Raw genomic sequence first — 2,249 nt, 5'->3', positions numbered from 1 at the left:
ACCCACCCCTGCACGTTGGACGGCCATGAGGCGGATGGCGTCGCGCATCAACCGCAGGCTACGAATCCGACGCCGACCTCCTCGGCGAAGACGGCGCTCGTGACCGCGCCAACACCCCGCGTCAGGCTCGAACGCGACTGAGCTGAGAGGCTCCAGCAAACCCTCTCCACCGTCACGGCCAGAACCGCGCGGGACTGCGGGTCCGTACGCGATTCACCATGGCCACCGACCGGCCGGCCCGGGTCGCATCCGTCCACGTCACCATCGTCCCGCCGCCCGAGCTGCCCGAGCAGCGCCGCCCGGCCCTGCTCGGCGTCGCCTCGCACTGCACCGTCCACAACACGCTCCACCAGCCACCCGAGATCGACATCGAACTGGAGACGTGAGCGCACGCGGCACACACACGGCACTCGTGCCGCGATCGCGACGGCACACCCGCACCACGGCCCCACCACGGGATCCGCGCCTCGACGAGCGCACGCGTCGGCACAACTGGAGGAAGTACGCGTGCGACCGCGCCGCGCACGTCGACGCCGCGTCGGCCGACTTGCTCGATCCGTCAGGAGCGCCGGTCGGCTCCGCCCGGGGTGAGGGCCGGCTGGAGGTCTGCCTGCTGGAGCTCGGCAAGCAGCTCGCTCTGGCCCGCGATCAGTTCGGTCAGGATGCGGCGGGCTGCGCGCAGAAGTTCGGCCACGTCACCGCCGGCAAGTGCGTAGCTGACGGTCGAGCCCTCCCGCACGGAGACCACGATCCCCGAGCGGCGCAGTACGGCCAGTTGCTGGGAGAGGCTGGACGGTTCGATCTCGATCTCGCTGAGCAGGTCGCGTACCGGGACGGGGCCGTTCTGCAGCAGTTCCAGGACCCGGATGCGTACCGGGTGTCCGAGCATGCGGAAGAACTCGGCCTTGGCCTGGTAGAGGGGGACCTGCATGTGAATTGCTCCCTGCCGCGTGAGGGCTGTGTCGGGGCACGGCGGCCCCGTCGTTGCCACCGCAGGCGGTGCTGCGCACCGATCCTCGCGGATCCGGCCCCGCACACCCCTGGGATTGCTCTGATCTGGATGTGCCCAGTTGAAGAAATCTTCAAGTCGTGGGCGTGCGGGGCCATGGAACGCGCAGCTTGCTAGACGTCCAGTTCGGCCTCGATGCGCTTGAGCTGGTGGCGGGCCATGGCCAGGTTCGATTTAGCCCTGTCGAGCACGAGGTAGAGGAACAGGCCGTTGCCTCCACGACCCTTGAGCGGGCGGAGGAGGTGGTACTGGCTGCCGAGCGTGATCAGCATGTCCTCGATCTCGCCCTTGAGACCGAGGTGTTCCATGGTGCGGGCCTTGGCGCGGATCACATCCGTGTTGCCGGCCGCCGCAACCGTCAGGTCGAGGTCCTTGCTTCCCCCCAGAGTCCCCAGCGCCATACCGCTGGTGTAGTCGACCAGAGCGGTCCCCAAGGCGCCCTCGATCGAAGTCATCGTCTCCTTCAGGGAGACCTCCACATTGCTCATACCAGCATCTCCTCCTGGGGTCACTGAGCGGCTCGGGCATCGCCCTCCCCGCCGGTGCCCAGGACCCTACGTAGCGCCTGTGCCTGGCAGCCCTGTTGTTCCGGTACTGGACGAGGGAGCTCAAAAATGTCGGATGATGCGATGCCTGTGACCGCTCGTGGTCAGACGTCTTCGGGACGCGCTGGTTCGGGCATGAGTGCGGTTGACAGGGCCTGGGTGAGTCCGGGGTCGTCGATGGAGGGCAGCAGGTTGCCTGGCTGGGCGCGCTGGGCCAGGGCCCGGACGGCGGCCTGGAGGTTGTGGCGGGTGAGTTGCCGGGTCCGTGCGGCGACGGTGAGCAGAGCCGGCAGGGCGTGGAGCGGGTGCGGGCGCCGGGTGGTCGCGTGGAACGGCGGCAGATCGTGAGGGTCGGCGCGTAGCACCGGGGTTCCGTCGTGCGGGGCGGGCAGGCCGATCAGGTCGACGATGAGGTCGGCGGGCCCGACCAGGTCCTCCAGACCGGTCCCGGCGTTGTACAGGGTGAGGCTCTGGATGCCGACGGCGAGCAGGAGGCCGCTGAGATCTCCGCCGCGGTCCCCTCCGGCAAGGACGACGCAGGCGTTGTGGACGGGGATGCCCTTGTGACGCAGGGCGTTGACGGTGGCAGCGGCGGTGGCGACCGCGTGGGCGTGGCCGTTGGTGTCCACCACCGGGGTGCCGGCGGATTCCAGGGCGGAACGGACGGCAGCAGCGTGGGTGGGCCGGGTGTGGGC

General features: G+C 69.4%; 3 protein-coding genes and 1 pseudogene. 1 reads left to right on the top strand and 3 read right to left on the bottom strand.

Going from position 1 to position 2,249, the window contains the following annotated elements:
• Positions 1 to 218 precede the first annotated feature (218 nt).
• On the top strand, positions 219 to 386 hold the full coding sequence (locus FNH04_RS45095) for an OsmC family protein (protein WP_228032031.1): 168 nt from the start codon (positions 219 to 221) through the stop codon (positions 384 to 386).
• A 173-nt stretch (positions 387 to 559) separates the two neighbouring features.
• On the opposite strand, the gene FNH04_RS45090 is transcribed toward FNH04_RS45095, so the two are convergent.
• The 3 genes and pseudogenes from FNH04_RS45090 to FNH04_RS47075 all read right to left on the bottom strand — a co-directional run.
• On the bottom strand, positions 560 to 931 hold the full coding sequence (locus FNH04_RS45090; RefSeq protein ID WP_152792014.1) for an ArsR/SmtB family transcription factor: 372 nt from the start codon (positions 929 to 931) through the stop codon (positions 560 to 562).
• A 191-nt stretch (positions 932 to 1,122) separates the two neighbouring features.
• Entirely contained in the window at positions 1,123 to 1,497 is a 375-nt protein-coding gene (locus FNH04_RS45085; RefSeq protein ID WP_152792013.1) for a roadblock/LC7 domain-containing protein, read from the bottom strand.
• Between the two features lie 161 nt (positions 1,498 to 1,658).
• Positions 1,659 to 2,249, bottom strand: a pseudogene (locus tag FNH04_RS47075) (malic enzyme-like protein); the annotation flags it as partial.

It is taken from the genome of Streptomyces phyllanthi (assembly GCF_009377205.1).
Taxonomy (GTDB): Bacteria; Actinomycetota; Actinomycetes; order Streptomycetales; family Streptomycetaceae; genus Streptomyces; species Streptomyces phyllanthi.
Note: the sequence above shows the minus strand (reverse complement) of the source record. Positions and strands in the feature narration are given on the sequence as shown.

Coding starts and splice junctions, on each gene's coding strand:
- FNH04_RS45095 (WP_228032031.1), top strand. CDS start 219: ATGGCCACCGACCGGCCGGCCCGGGTCGCATCCGTCCACGTCACCATC.
- FNH04_RS45090 (WP_152792014.1), bottom strand. CDS start 931: ATGCAGGTCCCCCTCTACCAGGCCAAGGCCGAGTTCTTCCGCATGCTC.
- FNH04_RS45085 (WP_152792013.1), bottom strand. CDS start 1,497: ATGAGCAATGTGGAGGTCTCCCTGAAGGAGACGATGACTTCGATCGAG.